General features: G+C 66.7%; 12 protein-coding genes. 5 read left to right on the top strand and 7 right to left on the bottom strand.

From position 1 onward, the window contains the following. Nucleotides 1-71: 71 nt before the first annotated feature. The 3 genes from pgl (at nucleotide 72) to BJG93_RS03670 (ending at nucleotide 3,762) form a co-directional block, all read left to right on the top strand. Nucleotides 72-788: a 6-phosphogluconolactonase gene (pgl, locus tag BJG93_RS03680; RefSeq protein ID WP_027197000.1), complete on the top strand. Its 717-nt coding sequence runs from the start codon at nucleotides 72-74 to the stop codon at nucleotides 786-788. Beyond that, nucleotides 766-2,682, top strand: a complete 1,917-nt coding sequence (locus tag BJG93_RS03675; protein ID WP_027196999.1) for a bifunctional transcriptional regulator/glucokinase — start codon at nucleotides 766-768, stop codon at nucleotides 2,680-2,682. The genes pgl and BJG93_RS03675 overlap by 23 nt, the downstream gene beginning before the upstream one ends. 153 nt (nucleotides 2,683-2,835) lie before the next feature. Next, the gene (locus BJG93_RS03670) at nucleotides 2,836-3,762 is read left to right on the top strand and encodes a bestrophin family protein (RefSeq protein WP_027196998.1); all 927 of its coding nucleotides are present in this window, start codon (nucleotides 2,836-2,838) and stop codon (nucleotides 3,760-3,762) included. 31 nt (nucleotides 3,763-3,793) lie between these two features. On the opposite strand, the gene BJG93_RS03665 is transcribed toward BJG93_RS03670, so the two are convergent. The 5 genes from BJG93_RS03665 to apbC all read right to left on the bottom strand — a co-directional run bounded on the left by BJG93_RS03665 (nucleotide 3,794) and on the right by apbC (nucleotide 9,470). Further along, entirely contained in the window at nucleotides 3,794-4,540 is a 747-nt protein-coding gene (locus BJG93_RS03665; RefSeq protein WP_027196997.1) for a lysozyme inhibitor LprI family protein, read from the bottom strand. Nucleotides 4,541-4,542: 2 nt separating this feature from the next. Further along, nucleotides 4,543-6,828 (bottom strand): arginine/lysine/ornithine decarboxylase, encoded by a 2,286-nt coding sequence (locus tag BJG93_RS03660; RefSeq protein WP_027196996.1) that lies wholly within the window; start codon nucleotides 6,826-6,828, stop codon nucleotides 4,543-4,545. 88 nt (nucleotides 6,829-6,916) lie between these two features. After that, nucleotides 6,917-7,486, bottom strand: a complete 570-nt coding sequence (dcd, locus tag BJG93_RS03655) for a dCTP deaminase (protein ID WP_027196995.1) — start codon at nucleotides 7,484-7,486, stop codon at nucleotides 6,917-6,919. 229 nt (nucleotides 7,487-7,715) lie between these two features. Beyond that, nucleotides 7,716-8,252: a superoxide dismutase family protein gene (locus tag BJG93_RS03650; RefSeq protein ID WP_027196994.1), complete on the bottom strand. Its 537-nt coding sequence runs from the start codon at nucleotides 8,250-8,252 to the stop codon at nucleotides 7,716-7,718. Nucleotides 8,253-8,381: 129 nt separating this feature from the next. Beyond that, nucleotides 8,382-9,470 (bottom strand): iron-sulfur cluster carrier protein ApbC, encoded by a 1,089-nt coding sequence (gene apbC, locus BJG93_RS03645; protein WP_027196993.1) that lies wholly within the window; start codon nucleotides 9,468-9,470, stop codon nucleotides 8,382-8,384. 339 nt (nucleotides 9,471-9,809) lie between these two features. On the opposite strand from apbC, the gene BJG93_RS03640 reads away from it, so the two are divergent. Together BJG93_RS03640 and metG are read left to right on the top strand one after the other, a co-directional pair. Further along, nucleotides 9,810-10,463, top strand: coding sequence for an OmpA family protein (locus tag BJG93_RS03640; RefSeq protein ID WP_027196992.1), 654 nt, complete (start codon nucleotides 9,810-9,812; stop codon nucleotides 10,461-10,463). 339 nt (nucleotides 10,464-10,802) lie between these two features. Continuing rightward, nucleotides 10,803-12,935 (top strand): methionine--tRNA ligase, encoded by a 2,133-nt coding sequence (metG, locus tag BJG93_RS03635; protein ID WP_027196991.1) that lies wholly within the window; start codon nucleotides 10,803-10,805, stop codon nucleotides 12,933-12,935. Between the two features lie 101 nt (nucleotides 12,936-13,036). On the opposite strand, the gene BJG93_RS03630 is transcribed toward metG, so the two are convergent. Continuing rightward, on the bottom strand, nucleotides 13,037-17,374 hold the full coding sequence (locus BJG93_RS03630; protein WP_071336555.1) for a translocation/assembly module TamB domain-containing protein: 4,338 nt from the start codon (nucleotides 17,372-17,374) through the stop codon (nucleotides 13,037-13,039). Nucleotides 17,375-17,431: 57 nt separating this feature from the next. Beyond that, nucleotides 17,432-19,285: an autotransporter assembly complex protein TamA gene (locus BJG93_RS03625; protein ID WP_027196990.1), complete on the bottom strand. Its 1,854-nt coding sequence runs from the start codon at nucleotides 19,283-19,285 to the stop codon at nucleotides 17,432-17,434. Between the last annotated feature and the right edge of the window lie 246 nt (nucleotides 19,286-19,531).

Genomic DNA, 19,531 nt, shown 5'->3' with positions numbered 1-19,531 from the left:
AATTGCAGGCATCGCGCGAGAGCAGTCAGGGCGATTCCACAGACCTAACAAGAAAGCAGCACGGAGGAGAAGTGATCGAGCTTCACGCTTTCGACGACCAGCGCGCGCAATCCGACGCGCTGGCGAAAGCGGTGGGCGACGCGCTACATGCGTCGCTTGCCGCACAGGCGGCCGGCACCGGCACGTCAACCCCGCTCGCGCGCCCGGCCATGCTGGCCGTGTCCGGCGGCAGCAGTCCGCGTCCGTTCCTCCAAACGTTGTCGACGCAAGCCTTCGACTGGCCCCGTATCGCGATCACGCTGGTCGACGACCGCTGGGTGCCGGAGACGGACAGCGCGAGCAACGCACAGCTCGCGCGCGCCACCTTGCTGCAGAACGCCGCGCAACACGCGAGCTTCTGGCCACTCGTCGACACGACGCAGGATCTGCACGCGCACGTCGCCGCGCTAAACGCGGATGCGCGCTTTGCCGCGGTGCCCGACGTCGCGGTGCTGGGCATGGGCGAAGACGGCCACACCGCGTCGATCTTCGCCGACGCGCCCGAATGGGATCACGCGATCGCCACAACCGAGCGTTTCGTCGCCGTGCATCCGGGCGCGGCGCCGCACGCGCGCGTGAGCTGGTCGCTGTCCGCGCTGAAGGACGTGAAGCATCTGTTTCTGCTGATCGCAGGACCGCGCAAGCTGGACGTGCTCAACGCCGCGTCCGCTGTGCTACAAAAAAATGCCATCTCGCAGCTGGCAAACGACAAGGGAGTGAGACTCGATGTCTACTGGTGTGCAAACTAAAGCGGTACCGGGCGCGGGCCAGCACGCCGACGGACCGAGGCTGCTGGCCGACATCGGCGGCACCAATGCGCGCTTCGCGCTCGAGACCGGCCCCGGCGAAATCGGCTCGGTGCAGGTCTATCCTTGCGCCGACTACCCGAGTGTCGCCGACGTCATCAACACGTATCTGAAGGACACGAAGATCGGCCGCGTCAATCATGCGGCGATCGCCATTGCGAACCCGGTCGACGGCGACCAGGTGAGCATGACCAATCACGACTGGAGCTTTTCGATCGAAGCGACGCGCCGCGCGCTTGGCTTCGACACGCTGCTCGTCGTCAACGACTTCACCGCGCTCGCGATGGCGTTGCCCGGCCTCACCGACGCGCAGCGCGTGCAGGTGGGCGGCGGCCAGCGCCGGCCGAACAGCGTGATCGGCCTGCTCGGCCCCGGCACCGGCATGGGCGTGTCGGGTCTGATCCCCGCCGACGACCGCTGGATCGCGCTCGGCAGCGAAGGCGGCCACGCCACGTTCGCGCCCGCCGACGAGCGTGAAGATATCGTGCTGCAGTACGCGCGCAAGAAGTGGTCGCACGTGTCGTTCGAACGGGTGGCCGCGGGTCCGGGCATCGAGGTCATCTATCGCGCGCTCGCGGGCCGCGACAAGAAGCGCGTGGCGGCCAGCGTCGACACGGCCGACGTCGTCAAGCGCGCGCTCGATGGCGAGCCGCTCGCGGCCGAATCGGTCGACGTGTTCTGCGGCATTCTCGGCACCTTCGCCGGCAATATCGCGGTGACGCTCGGCGCGCTCGGCGGCATCTACATCGGCGGCGGCGTCGTGCCACGTCTCGGCGAGTTCTTCGCACGCTCGTCGTTCCGCAAGCGCTTCGAGGCGAAGGGCCGCTTCGAGGCGTATCTGCAGAACGTGCCGACCTATGTGATCACCGCCGAATATCCGGCGTTTCTCGGCGTATCGGCGATTCTCGCGGAGCAGTTGTCGAACCGCGCGGGCGGCAGCTCCTCGGCGGTGTTCGAGCGGATTCGCCAGATGCGCGACGCGCTGACGCCGGCCGAGCGCCGCGTTGCCGATCTCGCGCTGAACCATCCGCGTTCGATCATCAACGATCCGATCGTCGACATCGCGCGCAAGGCCGACGTCAGTCAGCCGACCGTGATCCGCTTCTGCCGCTCGCTCGGCTGCCAGGGGTTGTCGGATTTCAAGCTGAAGCTCGCGACCGGTTTGACCGGCACGATTCCGGTGAGCCACAGCCAGGTGCATCTCGGCGACACCGCGACCGACTTCGGCGCGAAGGTGCTCGACAACACCGTGTCCGCGATCTTGCAGTTGCGCGAGCATCTGAACTTCGAGCACGTGGAGCGCGCCATCGACCTGCTGAACGGCGCGCGGCGCATCGAGTTCTACGGGCTCGGCAATTCGAACATCGTCGCGCAGGACGCGCATTACAAGTTCTTCCGCTTCGGCATTCCGACCATCGCGTACGGCGATCTGTACATGCAGGCGGCCTCGGCCGCACTGCTCGGCAAGGGCGACGTGATCGTCGCGGTGTCGAAGTCGGGGCGCGCGCCCGAGCTGCTGCGCGTGCTCGACGTCGCGATGCAGGCCGGCGCGCAGGTGATCGCGATCACGTCGAGCAATACACCGCTCGCGAAGCGCGCGACCGTCGCGCTGGAAACCGATCACATCGAGATTCGCGAGTCGCAGCTGTCGATGATCTCGCGCATCCTGCACCTCGTGATGATCGACATCCTCGCGGTCGGGGTGGCGATTCGCCGCGCGGTGCCGAGCGACGACGTCGCCGAGACGGTCGAAAAAGCGCGCGACGGCGCTGACGACGACGCGACCGCCGTACTCGACTGGCTCAGCCACGGCGCGGCTTCGTCGGCGCGCGACTGAGGCTGAGTGAGCGGCCGTCCCGGTCCACTTGCGGTGAACGAACCCGCGGCGAGCGCATCGTCTTCGATGCGCTCGCCACGGGTTTTTCTGTTTCGGGACGCGAAAAGCGATCGATAATAGGCGCTCTATCGCTTAAGCTCGAGCCGCTTTGCCATGATCGTTCGCCCGCACCTCCACTGGTTTCGCATGCTGCTCGCGTGGCGCGGCTCGGTGCTGCCGCAGTTGCTGCCGCGGCTCTTGCTGATCTTCTTCATCTCGATCATTGCGCTCGCCGCACACGATCATCTGCTGCCCGTCAGCCTGAACCTGAACACGACCGCGCCGTTCTCGCTGGTCGGCATTGCGCTTGCGGTATTCCTCGGCTTTCGCAACAACGCGAGCTACGACCGCTGGTGGGAAGCGCGCAAGCTGTGGGGGCAGTTGCTCAATGAATCGCGCTCGCTGACGCGCCAGGCGCTGACCTTGCCGTCGCGCGAGTTGCCGAAAGAAGATGCCGCCACGTTTCTGGCGATACTGAACGCGCTGCCGCATGCGCTGCGCCATCAGTTGCGCAGGACCGATGCGCGCGACGATCTGGCCGCGCGCTTGCCCGGCGCGCTGTTCGAACGCGTGATGGCGTCGCGCTACAAGCCGGCCACGCTGATGCTGTGCCTCGGCGAATGGGTGCAGCGCGCGGCCCGCGCGGGCGCGCTCGATCCGATGACGGTGCTCGCGTTCGACCGCAATCTGAACGGACTGTCGGATGTGATCGGCGGCTGCGAGCGCATCGCCTCGACGCCGCTGCCGTTCGCTTATTCGGTGATGATCCACCGCACCGTGTACTTCTTCTGCGCGTCGCTGCCGTTCGGGCTCGTCGACAGCATCGGCATTTTCACGCCGGTGTTCGCAGTGTTCGTCGCGTACACGTTCATGGCGCACGAAGCGATCGCGTCGCAGCTCGAAGAACCGTTCGGTACCGACGACAACGACCTCGCGCTCAACACGATGTCCGCGGTGATCGAGGATGCAATGCGCGATCTGCGCGGGGAGCCGGAGCTCGCCCCGCCACGCCCGCGCGAAGACAGCTATCGATGGGATTGAATGCGCCGGGATTCGCGCCGGTCGATGGCCGTCAGTGGTTACCGGCCGTTTCGGAAAGCCGCTTGATCGTCGCGACGCGCGCGCCGATGATGTCGATACGTCCGTGCTCGTCGACCAGCGGCGTCGACGCGGTCAGATACGCGCGCCATGCGCGTTGCGCGCGCGCGAGCGTCGGGCGCGATTGCGCCGGCATCTTCGATTCGAGTACACGGTAATAGCGGTTCAGGTCGAACATCGCGTGTTCGCAACGCGCATCGGCGTTGCACGCGCGCGGCCGGCGCGGCATCGGTCCGCTCGCATCGGCAAGCGCGCCGCGCAGCGCGAGCGCGCGGTCGCGCACCGGCTGCAGTTGCATGTCCGCTTCGGAAAGCACGTACGTCGAACCCTGGGTCGTGGCGAACACCGCGGCGAGCAACTGCTTCTCGGCATCGCGCGACGCGAGCCAGCTCGACTGGCTCTTTTCCCACCGCCTGCGCCGCGCGGGCGGCAGCTTCGCGAGCAACTGCTGATACGCGTTATCGACCGCGGTCTTCCAGCCGATGCGCGCATTGTCCATGCACTGCACCTGCCCCATCGTCGTCGACATGTCGGCGCGTGCGAGACATGCGCGCATCGACGCGTCGATCGGATCGGCGGCGGCCACCTCGGCATGCGCGGCCGGACTCGCGATGCCGCCGAACGCCACGGTGCCGGCCGCCAGCGCGAAGAGCAGCGCGCCGGCCCCGCGCGGCCAGCGCCCGATAACTGGCAGGCCCGGCAGGAGCTTCACCCGCGCCATCGTCAAATGCGCACGCAGTCGACGAAGTATTCGATGCGTCCATTGACCATTTCGCCGACCAGCCCATGGATATCCGTATGGAAGCCCGGGAAACGCTCGTTGAACTCGCGCGCGAAACGCAGATAGTTGACGATGGTCCGGTTAAAACGCTCGCCCGGAATCAGCAGCGGAATACCCGGCGGATACGGCGTCAACAGGATCGACGTGACGCGGCCTTCGAGTTCGTCGATCGGTACCCGGTCGATCTCGCGGTGCGCGAGCTTCGCGAACGCGTCGGACGGCTTCATCGCCGGTTCCATGCTCGACAGGTACATCTCGGTCGTCAGACGCGCGATGTCGTTCGCGCGATACACGCTGTGGATCTGCTGGCACAGATCGCGCAGGCCGACGCGCTCGTACATCGGATGATGCGCGACGAACTCGGGCAACACGCGCCACAGCGGCTGGTTGTTGTCGTAGTCGTCCTTGAACTGCTGCAGCTCGGTCACCATCGAGTTCCAGCGGCCCTTCGTGATGCCGATCGTGAACATGATGAAAAACGAGTACAGACCCGTCTTCTCGACGATGATGCCGTGCTCGGCCAGGTACTTCGTGACGATCGCGGCCGGAATGCCGGTTTCGCCGAAGCCGCCGTCCATGTCGAGACCCGGCGTGACGATCGTCGCCTTGATCGGGTCGAGCATGTTGAAGCCTTCGGCGAGCGGGCCGAAGCCGTGCCACGCGTCGTTGGGGCGCAGCATCCAGTCGTCGCGCGAGCCGATGCCTTCCTCGGCGAACTGGTCCGGGCCCCACACCTTGAAGAACCAGTCGTCGCCGTATTCGGTGTCGACCTTGGTCATCGCGCGGCGGAAGTCGAGTGCTTCAGCGATCGACTCCTCGACGAGCGCGGTACCGCCCGGCGCTTCCATCATCGCCGCGGCCACGTCGCACGACGCGATGATCGCGTACTGCGGGCTCGTCGACGTATGCATCAGATACGCCTCGTTGAAGCGATGCTTGTCGAAGCGGCTGTTCTTCGAATCCTGCACGACGATCTGTGAAGCCTGCGAGATGCCGGCGAGCAGCTTGTGCGTGGAGTGCGTCGCGTACACCATCGCGCCGATGCGCGGACGGCCCGCGCCGATCGCGTGCATGTCCTGGTAGAACTCGTGGAATTCCGCGTGCGGCAGCCACGCTTCGTCGAAGTGCAGCGTGTCGAGCCATTCGCCCAACATTTCCTTGATCATCTCGACGTTGTAGATCACGCCGTCGTAGGTGCTTTGCGTGATCGTCAGGATGCGCGGCTTCAGGTTCGGGTTCTTCGCCAGCGCTTCGCGCGCGAACGGGTTCGCCTCGATCTTCTTGCGGATGTTCTCCGGTTCGAACTCGCTACGCGGAATCGGGCCGATGATGCCGAAGTTGTTGCGCGTCGGCGTCAGGAACACCGGAATCGCGCCGGTCATCGTGATCGCGTGCAGGATCGACTTGTGGCAGTTGCGGTCGACCAGCACGATGTCGCCGGGCGCGACCGTGCCGTGCCAGACGATCTTGTTCGACGTGGAGGTGCCGTTGGTCACGAAGAACACGTGGTCGGCGCTAAAGATGCGCGCGGCGTTGCGCTCCGAGGCCGCGACCGGACCGGTGTGGTCGAGCAGTTGGCCGAGTTCGTCGACCGCGTTGCAGACGTCGGCGCGCAGCATGTTCTCGCCGAAGAACTGGTGGAACATCTGGCCGAGCGGGCTCTTCAGGAATGCGACGCCGCCCGAGTGGCCCGGGCAGTGCCACGAGTACGAACCCTCTTCCGCGTACTGCACCAGCTCCTTGAAGAACGGCGGCGCGAGCGAATCCAGATACACCTTCGCCTCGCGGATGATATGGCGCGCGACGAACTCGGGCGTGTCCTCGAACATGTGGATGAAGCCGTGCAGTTCGCGCAGGATGTCGTTGGGCAGGTGGCGCGAGGTGCGCGTTTCGCCGTACAGGAAGATCGGGATGTCGGCGTTGCGGCGGCGCACTTCGGTCACGAACGCGCGCAGCGCGACGATCGCGGCCGCGAGTTCGGGCGTCTCGCCTTCGACGACCACGTTATCGACGTACGGCAGCAGTTCGTCGTCGTCGATCGACAGGATGAAGCACGACGCGCGGCTCGACTGCTGCGCGAACGAGGTCAGATCGCCGTAGCTCGTCAACCCGAGCACTTCCGCGCCTTCTTTCTCGATGGCTTCGGCCAAAGCCCGGATGCCGGAACCCGAGATGTTCTCGGAGCGGAAATCTTCGTCGATGATGACGACGGGAAAACGAAACTTCATGGGCGATTCTCCAAAAAGAAAACGACCGCTGCGTCACGTGGAAAGCGCAGCGGTCACCCGAGTAACGAGGGTCAAGACGCTGCCGACGTCAGGTTTTCGGCAGCGTGACGCCGTGTTGACCTTGATATTTGCCGCCGCGGTCCGCGTACGACGTCTCACAAATCTCGTCGCTTTCGAAAAACAGCACCTGGGCGACGCCTTCGTTCGCGTAGATTTTGGCAGGCAAAGGTGTCGTATTCGAGAACTCGAGCGTGACGTGCCCTTCCCATTCCGGCTCGAACGGCGTCACGTTGACGATGATCCCGCAGCGCGCGTACGTCGATTTGCCGAGACACACGGTCAGCACGCTGCGCGGAATGCGGAAGTACTCGACCGTGCGTGCGAGCGCGAACGAATTCGGCGGGATGATGCAGACGTCGCCCTTGAAATCGACAAACGACTTTTCGTCGAAGTTCTTCGGATCGACGATCGTCGAGTTGATGTTGGTGAAGATCTTGAATTCGTCGGCGCAGCGGATGTCGTAGCCGTAGCTCGACGTGCCGTAGCTGACAATCTTCCGGCCGTCTTCGGAGACGCGAACCTGATCGGGCGCGAACGGCTGGATCATCTTGTGCGACTCGACCATGCGCCGGATCCACTTGTCAGATTTGATGGTCATAGGTGAACGCTGCTCGACGTGAATATCGGGGGTGACGAAAGATAGATGAAAACGGCCGGCCGGCGCTTCGGCGCCCAGCCGGCGAAGGCCGCTTATTTTACGCGATCACGGAGATGCTGCCGGCGATGGCGCCAGACGCGCCCGGCAAGGGGGTGTCCACGAACTGGCGCGGCGCCGTTGCGCGGCGCGTCACCGGGCGGTGGCAGAGCGGCGAAAGCGCGCTCGCCGTTCACTGCTGACGAATCACGCCGCAGGCGATCGCCACGCCCGCGCCATGCAGAGGGTACGCGTACGGATCGGTCGCGTCGTGGTGCAGCAGCACCGCGCGCTGCAGCACCGAGCGAATGCCGTCGAGCGACACGTCCGGCGCGACGATGAAGCCGGTGGCCACGCCATTCGCGTCCGCATGGATGTTGCCGAGATCGCCCTCGACGCGCGCGCCGGCCTTGAGCCGCTCCGCCGCCGGCGAAAACACCGGTCCGGCGCTGGAGCCGTCGGCGGCGTTGCAATCGCCGCGCTCGTGGACCTGCAGCGCGTGGTCGCTATTGGGCGGCAAGCCCGTGAGATTGTAGGTGACCTGGACGCCGTCCGAATGCTCGATAAAGGTCACGAGCCCGTGCGCCTGATTGCCCACGGTGGACAGCAATTGCGCGTCGGCGCGCTTTTCCTGTGGTCTCAGGAATACGCCACAGCCGCTCAACAGCGCACAGCTGGCAGTCAGGACGATGAACGCATGCAGCGCGTGCCCGTCGATTCGTTTTCCCATGCGATCCTCTTGTCGGCCTGCGGCCGCCCCTGCGGCCGCTGAGCCGAACTTGTGAAGTCGACATGATACCGCGAGAGCTCCTGAAAATAGGGATCGAGATCGCCCCTAATCCCTTGCCCGAGCGGCCGCTCAGGTGTTCTGCACGACGATGTTCGGAAACTTCGAGCTCATGTCGCGCGCGCGCTCGGCGATATGCACCGCGAGCTTGCGCGCGATCGAGCGATAGATCTGCGCGATGCGCCCGTTCGGGTCGGCGACGACGGTCGGTTTGCCCGAGTCGGCCTGCTCGCGGATCGTGATGTCGAGCGGCAGGCTGCCGAGCACATCGACGCCATACTCCTTGCCCATGCGCTCGCCGCCGCCGGCGCCGAAGATGTGCTCCTCGTGGCCGCAGTTCGAGCAGATGTGCAGGCCCATGTTCTCGACGATGCCGAGGATCGGGATGCCGACCTTCTCGAACATCTTGAGGCCCTTTTTCGCGTCGAGCAGCGCGATGTCCTGCGGCGTCGTGACGATCACGGCGCCCGTAACCGGCACGCGTTGCGCGAGCGTCAGCTGGATGTCGCCGGTGCCGGGCGGCATGTCGACGATCAGGTAATCGAGTTCGTGCCAGTTGGTCTGGCGCAGCAGCTGCTCGAGCGCCGAGGTCGCCATCGGGCCGCGCCACACCATCGGGTTGTCCGCCTCGATCAGGAAACCTATCGAGTTGGCCTGCACGCCGTGGCCGGTCATCGGGTTCATCGACTTTTCGTCGGGCGATTCGGGGCGGCCCTCGATGCCGAGCATGGTCGGCAGCGACGGGCCGTAGATGTCGGCGTCGAGAATGCCGACCGACGCGCCTTCGCTCGCGAGCGCGAGCGCGAGATTCACCGCGGTCGTGCTCTTGCCGACGCCGCCCTTGCCCGAGGCCACCGCGACGATGTTCTTGACGCCGGGCAGCAGCTTCACGCCGCGCTGCACGGTGTGCGCGGCGATCTGCTGGGAAAGCTCGACGCGCACGTTCGCGACGCCGGGCACCGCGCGCAGCGCGTCGGCGAACTGCTGGCGGATCGCGTCGAACTGGCTTTTCGCTGGGTAGCCGAGCGTCACCTGAAGGCTAACCGCGTCGCCCTCCACGACCACGTTGCGGATGCCCTTCGCGGCCGCGTACGGCGCGCCGGTGTTAGGGTCAGCGACGGCCGCGAGGGCGGCGTCGACCAAAGCCCGATCAATGCTCATTGACACTCCGTGGGGAACAGGTGCGGCGTGGCGGGATAGACCGATCGGCCACGCAGCGGAATTTGCAAGAAATTGTTATGCAGGATTGCGAAAACCGGACTTGCCGGGCACCCTTCGGGGCACGCGGGGCACCGCGGGGTCGCATCGCTGCGGTTCAGGCATTATTGTAGTGTCTGACGGCAGACGGTGCCCGAAGACCCTTCTTCGCTGTCGGACCGCGCGGAGCAAGGCGCAGAAGTCGTCACCGAACTTTCTGGCGGGTCGTTGCATTTGCCGTCATGTTCGCTGCATAGGCTGATCGCTGCCCGCTGGTTTATTCGCACTCAAAAGGAAACGAAGATGAACGGAAAAATCATGACACGCATGGCCGTATTCGCCGTCGCCGGCTCGCTGCTGGCAGGCTGCGCGACCCAACAGGGCACCAACACCGCGGTCGGCACCGGCGTGGGCGCCGGCACCGGCGCGGCGCTCGGCGCGATCTTCGGCGGTGGCAAGGGCGCGGCAATCGGCGCGGCTGCCGGCGCGGCGGTCGGCGGTGTCACCGGCTACAACTGGGAAAACATTCGCAACCGCATGTCGGGCGCAACCAAGGGCACCGGCACGCAGATCACCGAGCAGCCGGACGGTTCGCTCAAGCTGAACATCCCGAGTTCGGTCACGTTCGACACCAGCAGTTATGCGGTCAAGCCGTCGTTCGCACCGGTGCTCGATCAGCTCGCGCAGACGCTGCAGCAGAATCCGGAAGTGGTTGCGTCGGTCGTCGGCCATACGGACAACACCGGCTCGCTGCAATACAACCAGACGCTGTCGGTCAATCGCGCGCAGAGCGTGACCGGCTATCTGGCGCAACGCGGCATCGCGCCGCAGCGCCTGTCGGCCACCGGCATGGGCCCGAGCCAGCCGATCGCCGACAACAACACCGAAGCCGGCCGCGCGGCCAACCGTCGGGTCGAAATCTATCTGCGCGCCACCGCGCAGCACGCGACGCAATAAGCGCAACGCCCGAGACGAGCCGCCCGACCGGTTTATCGACCGATCGAAAAAAATTTCGAACTCCGCGGAAAATCCGCGGTCTGTCTTTACGGTACGTGGCTGGCGAAGCCGTCACGTCACCATTCTCCTCTTGTCGTTGTTGCTCCGGGGTTTAACGACCCCGGTTTTTTTTGCCCGCGCGGTTTTACACTCGGCTTCGCAAAACGTCGCTCCTGGCTGTTCGCCACCGCAGCGCCACCCCGTTCTGCCCCTCTCGTCCAGCCCGCCACGCCCGCCCGTGTGCGGCGTGCGCCCTGCTAAAATCACCGTTTCGTCCCATCGCAGGCACCCTCGATCCTTATGTCAGCACCCGCCACCGATCTCCCAGCAGGCGCGCCCTCCGGCCGCCGTCAGATTCTCGTCACGTCGGCCCTTCCGTATGCGAACGGCCAGATTCATATCGGCCATCTGGTCGAATATATCCAGACGGACATCTGGGTCCGGGCGCTGCGCATGCACGGTCATGAGGTCTACTACGTCGGCGCCGACGACACCCACGGCACGCCGGTCATGCTGCGCGCGGAAAAGGAAGGTCTGACGCCGAAACAGCTGATCGATCGCGTGTGGCAGGAACACAAGCGCGACTTCGACAGCTTCGGCATTTCGTTCGACAACTACTACTCGACCGATTCCGATGAAAACCGCGTGCTCAGCGAAGACGTCTACCTCGCGTTGAAGGAAGCGGGGCTGATCGACGCGCGCGAGATCGAACAGGCGTACGACCCGGTCAAGGAAATGTTCCTGCCGGACCGCTTCATCAAGGGCGAGTGCCCGAAATGCGGCGCGAAAGACCAATACGGCGACAGCTGCGAAGTCTGCGGCTCGACCTACCAGCCCACCGAGCTCGTCAATCCGTATTCGGTCGTCTCGGGCGCAACGCCGATCCGCAAGACTTCGACGCACTACTTCTTCCGCCTGTCCGATCCGCGCTGCGAGAACTTTCTGCGCGCCTGGGTCGGCGGCCTCGCGCAGCCGGAAGCGACCAACAAGATGCGCGAGTGGCTGGGCGACGCCGGCGAAGCCAAACTCGCCGACTGGGACATCTCACGCGACGCGCCGTACTTCGGCTTCGAGATTCCCGGCGCGCCCGGCAAGTATTTCTACGTGTGGCTCGACGCGCCGGTCGGCTACTACGCGAGCTTCAAGAACCTCGCCGAAAAACGCGGCCTCGACTTCGACGCGTGGGTCCGCAAGGGCTCGACGGCCGAGCAATATCACTTCATCGGCAAGGACATCCTGTATTTCCACACGCTGTTCTGGCCCGCGATGCTCGAGTTCTCGGGCCATCGCACGCCGACCAACGTGTTCGCGCACGGCTTTTTGACGGTCGACGGCGCGAAGATGTCGAAGTCGCGCGGCACCTTCATCACCGCGCAAAGCGTGATCGACACCGGCCTGAACCCGGAATGGCTGCGCTACTACTTCGCGGCCAAGCTGAACAGCACGATGGAGGACCTCGACCTGAACCTCGACGACTTCCAGGCGCGCGTGAACAGCGATCTGGTCGGCAAGTATGTGAACATCGCGAGCCGCGCGGCCGGCTTCCTGAGCAAGCGCTTCGACGGCCGCGTGCAGGACAGCGCGATGCATCATCCGCTGCTCGGCACGCTGCGCGCGGCGCTTCCGCACATCGCCGCGCACTACGAGGCGCGCGAGTACAGCCGCGCGCTGCGTCAGACCATGGAGCTCGCCGACTCGGTCAACGCCTACGTCGATACCGCGAAGCCCTGGGATCAGGCGAAAGACCCGGCCAACGCGGTCGCGCTGCACGAGACGTGCAGCGTCAGCATCGAGGCGTTCCGTCTGCTGTCGCTGGCACTGAAGCCGGTGCTGCCGAAGCTCGCCGAAGCGGTCGAGGCCTTCCTCGGCATCGCGCCGCTCGTGTGGGCCGACGCCGCGGTGCCGCTCAGCTCGGCGCGCCCGATCAACGCGTACAAGCATCTGATGACGCGCGTCGATCCGAAGCAGATCGAGGCGCTGCTCGCGGCCAACCGCGACTCGCTGCAGGCCACGCCGGAAGCGGCGCCGGCCGACGCGCAGGCCACCTCGAAGAAAACCGCCAAGGCCCCGGCCGCGAAGGAAGAAGAGCCCGCCATCATCTCGATCGACGACTTCGCGAAGGTCGATCTGCGCATCGCGAAGATCGTCGACTGCAAGGTCGTGGAAGGCTCGGACAAGCTGCTGCAACTGACGCTCGACGTCGGCGAAGAAAAGACCCGCAACGTGTTCTCTGGCATCAAGTCGGCGTACCAACCGGAGCAGCTGATCGGGAAGCTGACGGTGATGGTCGCGAACCTCGCGCCGCGCAAAATGAAGTTCGGTATGTCCGAGGGCATGGTGCTGGCCGCATCGGCGGCGGACGAAACGGCAGAACCGGGCCTCTACGTGCTCGAGCCGCATAGCGGCGCGAAGCCCGGCATGCGCGTGAAATGACGCTGACGTGAGGCGCCCGCGCGTGCCTCACCGCGCGGCAAGAGCCAGCATGGCCTAAACGGCACGCTTCGAAGCGTGCCGTTTTTTTAACGCCGCCCGCGTCACCACGTGATCCGATCAAAACGCCGCGTGTACAGCACGTCGGCGCCATAGAACGTGCCGCCATACACGACCAGCGACCAGTACCGCGTCAGATTGATCGTTGCCTTGATCGCGTTGCTCGCCGATTGCAGCCCCTGCTCGTAGCCAATCACGAGCCACTCGTTGATCGCCTTCGACACCATCACGACTTGCGGATCGGTCAGGCCGACGTCGCTGCGGCCGATCGAAAACTCGTCGAGCCCGACGGTCTCCGCGATCCGCTTGCCGGTCGCGCTGCCGAGCAGCGCGAGCGCAGTCGTCATCGTGCTTTGCTGGCCGAGGTTATTGCCCTGGTCGGTGCCGTGGCCGAACAGCAGCCACGACAGTTTTTCGTTGTCCGGCACGCTCGGCTCCGACACGAGCCGCGCGACCGGCGCCTGCAGCGTGCCCGTCACCTGCACACCCGCCTCGACCTGCTGATTGCGGCGCATCGCGAGAATATTGATGCCCGGATTCGTGACGGGACCGTTGAATGTGAAGAAGCCGTTCTCGATCGCGAGCTTGCGGCCGAACGCGGTATAGGTCGAACCCGGCGTGACGCGCACGTTGCCGACCGCGCGCAGCGGCGTGTTCGGCGCGCTCATCGCGGTGATCGTTCCCGCCAGGCCGAGATCGGCGCCCTGACCGCGGAAGCGGAAGTTCTTGCCCAGGTCGATCTCGATGTTGGCGCGCGGCGCGAACGGGCTCGCCGGCCGCTCCTCCCCTTCGGTCGGACGCGGCTGGCCGCCCGAGCGCGTACCGTCCGGGCGGATGATCACGACGTCGTCGCCGAGGCTCGGCCCGGCCTGCTCGGGTAGATCGAACAGCGCGCTGTCGACCACGAACTTGCCGTCGATCACGGGTCCGCGCCCCACCCCGCCGTTCCCGATGTTCGCGCTGCCCGACAGCGACAGATGGCGGTCCGGCGACGCGAACACGTCGAGCTTGTCCGCGACGATGCTCGCGCTCAGATCGGGCTCCGAACCGTCGAGGCGCACGCGGCCGGTCGCGCGCAGCGTGCCGCTCGCGCCGTGGAACTCGACCTGCTGGAAGTCCACCATGTTCTGCGACAGCGCGATGCGCACGACGCCGTCCTTCAGTTGCACGCCCTGACTCACGACCGTCGCCGAGAGGCCGTCGCCGGTCAGCGCGCCGGTCACGTTCGGTTTCGCGACCGTGCCGCCGAGCGCGAGCTTCAGCGCGAGACGGCCGTCGAGCAGATAGCCCGGCCCGAGCAGGCCGCCCGTCGTGCGCAGCGACGGCACGTTCGCGTTCAGGTTGCCCGACAGCGCGCTTTGCGGGTCGACGGTGAGCATGCCGTCGCGCGTCACGAGCGGGGTGTGCGCGTCGGCATCGATCACTCCGACGCGGCTCGCCTGCGCATGCACGGTCGCGTTGAGCCGGTTGCCGCCGGTGAATTCGGCGCGCGCGCGAACGTCGCCAATCCCCATCGACGCGAGTCCGCGGCCGATCTCGACCGTCACGTCGCCGCTGCGCCGGCGCACTTCGACGTGGCCGCTCGCCGTCGCGCCGAGCGAAAAGTCCCAGTCGCCGTCGAACACGAGGTCGGTGCGCGCGGCAGGCGGCTCGCCGGTGATCTCTTGACGCAGTTCCTGCAAGCGCGCGAGCGACACATCGGTCAGGCTGCCGGCCGACTGGATGCGGCCGTGATCGAACGCGAACGACTTCAGGCTCAGCACCGAGCCCTCGATCGTGAGGCGTGTCGCGCCGAGCGTCAGGTGCCCCGGCCCGGCGCTGAGCGCGAGCGGCGATTCGAGATTGAGCGCCGGCGTGCCGCGATTTTGCAGACGCGTGACGGTGCCGTCCCAGCGCGTGCCGTCGCGCGTGTCGGTCAGCTTGCCGTTGGCGGCGAGCGTCAGGTCGAGCGGGCGCTCCTGCAGCTTGCCGGTCGCGGCGGCCTGGAGCGTGTGGTTCGCACGCGTGCCGGACAGGCGGGCGGTCAGCGTGGCGAGGTCGACACCGCCCGCGCTGACGTTGCGCGCGTCGGTCGTGAACGCGAGCGCGCCGTTCGCGCCGTCGCGCAACTCGGCGCGTCCTTCCGCGTGACCGATGCGGTTGCTCGCGAACACGACGCCGTCGGCCTTGTAATTCAGCGTGACGTTCGGATGCGCGAACGAGCCGGTAAGGTCGCCGTCGGCGGCGAGCGCGCCCGCGAGACCGAAGCCGAGCCGATCGAGCTGCGGCGCGTCGATGCCAAAGCGCAACCGGTCGCCGGCCGCGCCGAAGCTGCCTTGCAGATTCACCTGGTTGCCCGCCACGGAAAGGTTCGCGCGGCTCGGCAGGATTCGCGAGCCGGCCAATTGGATCGTGCCGCCGCCCGTGAGCGGCAGGTTGTCGTAGACGCTCGGACCGAGTTTGAATTCGGCGCGCGTCGTGAAGACCGGCGCGAGCACGCCGGCCGCGGTGAGCGTGGCGTTCACGCGCGCCTCGATCCTGCGCGCGGGCGGGGCTGCATGGGCGGCTGTGCGTGGCGCAGGGGTCGCGCGATGCGCGGGCGGCGGCGCCCTGCGCTCGAGCACTTCGGTCTGCACCGCGGCCTTCGCGGTGTTCTTCGCGACGGCCGCGGCCTGGTCGCCGGGCGCCGCGCTGTGCGCGCCCGCGGTGCTACCCACGAGCGCCGCGGCCTGCGCGTGCCGCTCGCGCTGCACGCCGCTGGCGGCGGGCGCACCGGGTGTCCTGACCGGCACGCGCGCCGGCATCTGCGACGTCAGCGACAGCGGATCGAAATCGCTCAGTTGCGCCTTCAGGTTGTAGGTCGAGCTCGCATCGTGCTTCAGCGCGCCGGACAGATCGATGCGCCCGCGCCCGGACGTGATACGCACGTCGTTGAAGCTGATGCGCGCCGGGTCGAACGTGATCTTGCCCTGGGCACGCAGCGCAGCGGCGGGGTCGGCGAGATCGAGCGTCAGGGTCTGGATGTCGTCGTTCAGGCGGATAGCGATCGGGCCGGACAGTTGCGTCGGCCGCACGCTCGCCTGTAACGCGTTCAGGTCGAGCCGCGCGATGTTCAGGTCGAGCTCACCGTGACGGCCGCTCAGCGCGCCGCCGCCGGTGACGGTCGCGTTGCGCACGAGCCGCACGTTCAGGTTCGAGATGCTTTGCGCGTGGGCGTCGAGGCGCACGTCGGCGTTCGCGTCGATCAGCGGCAGCAGTTTCTGGTCGATTGCGCCGGGTTTCGCGTTGACGACCGAGATGTGGCCGGCGACGGCGAAACCGGCTGCCGGTGTGGCCGGCGCGTGATGGCCGCCGAAGCCGTGATGCGGATGGCTGGCGGCGGAGGGTCCGGCCGCACTGGCCGCACCGGGCGCAGCCGCCGCGCCCGGCTCCACCGGCTGCACTTCCGCGCGCACCGCCAGATCCGCCAGCGGCGCACCCGGCGCGAAAGCCTGCGGATTCACATGATCGAAGCTCAGCGTCGCACGTTGCAGCGGTACTGCGGCGAATGGGGCCGCCTCGACGCGCGCGTGGCCGGCGAGTTTCATGCCGCTCGCATCGAGCTCGGCGACCAGCTGCTCGAGCGTGCCGCTCAGGTGGCCGGCCACCTGCACCGCTTCATCGTTGACCTTGCCCGAATAACCGACCTCGCCCGTGAGCGGAAACGGCCGCACGCCATCGAGCTTCGCCGCTGCCGTCAACGCCCCGAACGGCGTTTCGAGCCGATCGATCGCCGCCTCGTGATGACGCCCGTCGCTGCGTCCATGAAACGCGAAGCGCGACAGTTCCGTCGTCGACGCACCCTGGTGCAGCAGCAGCCGCTCGACCTGCACGTCGCGGATCTCCAATTGCATCGGCAATTGCAAATCCTGCGGCAGGTTCAGCGGCTCGCTGCTGCTCGACGACGACGCGCCGATGCGCGCCTCGATCGTGCCGACGTGCAGGTAGTCGATCGTGAACCGCCACGGCTCGCGCGCGAGCCTCCAGCTGCCGGCGACGCGGTCGATCGCGATGTCGGTGCCGCTGCCGTCGAGGCTGCGCCAGCGCAGGTCGCGCAGTTGCACGCCGCGCGCGAGCGTGCCGCCGTCGAGCGTGCCGGCGAGCCGTCCGCCGAGCAGCTTCACGGCCGCGTGCCATGCGTAGGCGGTGCCGCGCTCGGTCGTCAGCGCGCCGTACAGCAGACCGAGCGCCAGCGCGGCGAGTAGCACCAGCGTGGCCACCGTGCCCGCGACCGTTTTCAGCAGCCGCCGGCCCCAGCGCCGCTTCGGCGGCGGCGTGTCAGGCGGCTGTTGGCCATCCGGCCGGCCTGGCGGCGTGGCGCCGGGCGGCTGCGCGGAGGGCGGATCGGTAACGTCGGTGGTCATGCGTGAAGGCAGTGGCGAAAAAGGTGGCGAATGAAGTGGCGGGTGGTCGTCGAAACGTCAGAACGCGATGCCGAGCGTGATATACGGCCGCACGCTGTGGTTGCGAATGCCATAGGCCAGATCGAGATTGACGGGGCCGACCGGGCTGCGCCAGCGCGCGCCGACGCCGACGCCTGGGTAGAAGACTTTTTCGCCCCAGGTATCGGTCGCGGTGCCGATGTCGAAGAAGGCGGCCGCGCCCCAATTGTGCGAGAACCAGTGCTGGTATTCGGCCGCGCTCGTCACCAGGTACTTGGTCGGCAGGATCGAGCCGGCGACGTCGTTGCCGATGCTCTGGAAGCCGTAGCCGCGCACCGAGTTCGAGCCGCCCGCGCGGAACAGCAGCGACGCCGGAACGCCGCTCGAGCTGCCGCTCGTGAAGACGCCGCCGAGCTCCGCGCGGATCACCACGAGGTCGTTTGCGCCGATCGGGAAATACTGCTGGCCGCGCGCGTAACCGCGGATGAACGTCTGGTCGGCGAGCAGCCCCTTGACCGCGAAGCCCGCCTCGACGTGGACCAGGTTGCCGCGGCGCGGGAACAGCGGGTCGTCGGTGTCGCGCCGCGTCCACGACCATGCCGGCACCAACGCGTGCGCGCGAGTCGGCGGCGCCGCGTTCTGGTCGAGCTTATCGTCGTAGAACAGCAGCGAGTAGCTGTAGTCGAGGAACTGTGAGGTGCGCGAGCGCTGCACGCCGCCGCGGATGCTGTAGATGCGCGTGTCGGAGACGTCGGTAGTGGTGTACGACGCGAGCACGCTATTGGTCCACCCGCGCCGGCCCGGCGGCATCGACAGCTGGATCTGCCCGTATTGCTGAATCTGGTCGGCGCGTCCCTCGACGGTGAACGGCCACGCCGCGCCGAACGTGTTCAGATACGTGTAGCCGCCCTGCACGAGCGGGCCGTTGTCGGTCGAATAGCCGACGCCGCCACGGAAGCTGTGGTACGGAAACTCCGACACCTTCACGTGCACCGGCGTGTTGAGCGGCTTGCTCGGGTCGTTGTCGAGGTCGATCGCGACGCTCGCGAAGTACGGCGTGTTCTGCAGTTGTCGCTGCAGCTCGGCGACGGTGCGCGTGTCGTAGACGTCGCCCGGCGAGATCGGATTGACGTTACGCACGATGCGCTCCGGATAGCGCTTCGTGCCCTGCACGTCGAGTTCGCCCATCGTGAAGGTCGGCCCGCTGTCATAGATCACCGACAGCTTCGCCGTGTGCGTGCGCGGATCGATCAGTGCCTCGGAATGGTAGATCTTCGCGGCGAGGTAGCGGCGCGATTGCAACTCGCGCAGCGACGCGTTCTTCGCGTCGTCCCAGTCGCCCTGCGAGAATGGCTGGCCCTCGTGCAGCGAGAACGCGAAGCGCGTCGCGTTTTCGCGCGACGGGTCTTCGGTCAGCACCGCGCCGCGAAACGACAGATCGACCGACGTGACTTTGGTCTGCGGGCCCGCCTCGACGCGCACGGTGACTTGCCGCATGTTGTCGACGGTGCGCACGTCGGTGCTGACGAGCGGCGAGAAGTAGCCCTGCGTCGCGGCGAGATCGCGCACCTGTTGCGGCGTCGCGGTGATCAGGAACGAGAACTGGTCGTCGGTGACGTCGGGCCGCTTCGCGAAACGCGAGATATCGAGGTGCTGCTCGAGCAGCCGGCGCAGCGAGCGCGGCTCGGCGACCACCTCGACCTTGTAGCTCGGCGCCGTCCGCGCCGCGCGCGCCTCGCCCGCGGCCAGCAGCATCAGGAGTCCAATGCCGACGAAGGCGAGCGACACGCGCAGCCAGCGCCGCGCGAGCACGTCGCGCTCACGCGAGCGCTCGCGCGCCTGGCCGGTCTCGCCGCACCACGCGCACGGCTTGTCGATCGTTCCTCCCGCCAAACAGGACCTCCGGCCTCAATGAGTGAATGCTCTTTTCGCGCCCCGGCCGCGCTGCGCGATCGAGGCATGCTATTTGACCACAACGCGACCCTGACGGGCCTCTCTGACGCCTCGGCCGGCGCTCCGCGTCTCGTCTCAAAAGAACTGCCCGCGGCGTATTGCGACCGCGCGCGGCGCATGCGGTAAAATCGCAGACGACGGCGCCCTCCTTGCGGCGCCCGCAGCGGCCAACCTAAGAGCCGCCAC

Origin of the sequence: Paraburkholderia sprentiae WSM5005 (genome assembly GCF_001865575.2) — a bacterium.
Lineage (GTDB): Bacteria > Pseudomonadota > Gammaproteobacteria > Burkholderiales > Burkholderiaceae > Paraburkholderia > Paraburkholderia sprentiae.
Note: the sequence above shows the minus strand (reverse complement) of the source record. Positions and strands in the feature narration are given on the sequence as shown.

Coding starts and splice junctions, on each gene's coding strand:
- dcd (WP_027196995.1), bottom strand. CDS start 7,486: ATGACCATCAAATCTGACAAGTGGATCCGGCGCATGGTCGAGTCGCAC.
- BJG93_RS03650 (WP_027196994.1), bottom strand. CDS start 8,252: ATGGGAAAACGAATCGACGGGCACGCGCTGCATGCGTTCATCGTCCTG.
- BJG93_RS03670 (WP_027196998.1), top strand. CDS start 2,836: ATGATCGTTCGCCCGCACCTCCACTGGTTTCGCATGCTGCTCGCGTGG.
- apbC (WP_027196993.1), bottom strand. CDS start 9,470: ATGAGCATTGATCGGGCTTTGGTCGACGCCGCCCTCGCGGCCGTCGCT.
- BJG93_RS03660 (WP_027196996.1), bottom strand. CDS start 6,828: ATGAAGTTTCGTTTTCCCGTCGTCATCATCGACGAAGATTTCCGCTCC.
- metG (WP_027196991.1), top strand. CDS start 10,803: ATGTCAGCACCCGCCACCGATCTCCCAGCAGGCGCGCCCTCCGGCCGC.
- BJG93_RS03665 (WP_027196997.1), bottom strand. CDS start 4,540: ATGGCGCGGGTGAAGCTCCTGCCGGGCCTGCCAGTTATCGGGCGCTGG.
- BJG93_RS03630 (WP_071336555.1), bottom strand. CDS start 17,374: ATGACCACCGACGTTACCGATCCGCCCTCCGCGCAGCCGCCCGGCGCC.
- BJG93_RS03640 (WP_027196992.1), top strand. CDS start 9,810: ATGAACGGAAAAATCATGACACGCATGGCCGTATTCGCCGTCGCCGGC.
- BJG93_RS03675 (WP_027196999.1), top strand. CDS start 766: ATGTCTACTGGTGTGCAAACTAAAGCGGTACCGGGCGCGGGCCAGCAC.